This is a genomic window from Bacillus swezeyi (assembly GCF_001969815.1).
Lineage (GTDB): Bacteria > Bacillota > Bacilli > Bacillales > Bacillaceae > Bacillus > Bacillus swezeyi.
Genome location: NZ_MRBK01000079.1, coordinates 1 through 563 on the forward strand (window position 1 = coordinate 1; position 563 = coordinate 563).

At 46.7% G+C, this 563-nt stretch carries 1 protein-coding gene; it reads left to right on the top strand.

Annotation, left to right across the window (positions count from 1 at the left end):
- Window positions 1-563, top strand: a 563-nt coding sequence (locus BTA30_RS22300) for a UvrB/UvrC motif-containing protein (protein ID WP_142243728.1), incomplete at both ends; no start/stop codon positions are given.

Sequence of the window (563 nt, forward strand, 5' to 3'; positions counted from 1 at the left end):
ACAATTGAACAGGAAACGGCCATTTTGAACGGTCTGAAAGAAAAATACGAAACCTATCACGGTGTATCATATACAGATGAAGCGATCAAAGCCTGTGTTGTTCTTTCAAGCCGCTACATCCAAGACCGCCACCTTCCCGACAAAGCGATCGACCTATTGGATGAAGCGGGTTCAAAAGCGAACTTGCAGATCGATGCAGTCAGCGGTGAACAGGCGTCAAAACGCCTAAAAGAGATCGAAGCGGAAAAAGCAGCCGCGCTGCAGGAAGAAAATTATGAGCTTGCGGCAAAGCTTCGTGATGAAGAAGAAGCTTTGCACAGCAAAACGGAGAACCGAACAGAAGAAAAACAAGCAACAGTCAAAGCGGAAGACATACAAGCGATCATTGAACAAAAAACAGGCATTCCGGTCGGCAAGCTTCAGCATGATGATCAGAAGAAAATGAAAGAGCTTGAGGCAAATCTCTCAAGCCGCGTCATTGGACAGGCAGAAGCAGTCAAAAAAGTTGCGAAAGCCGTGAAAAGAAGCCGCGCCGGTCTAAAATCTAAAAACAGGCCTGTCGG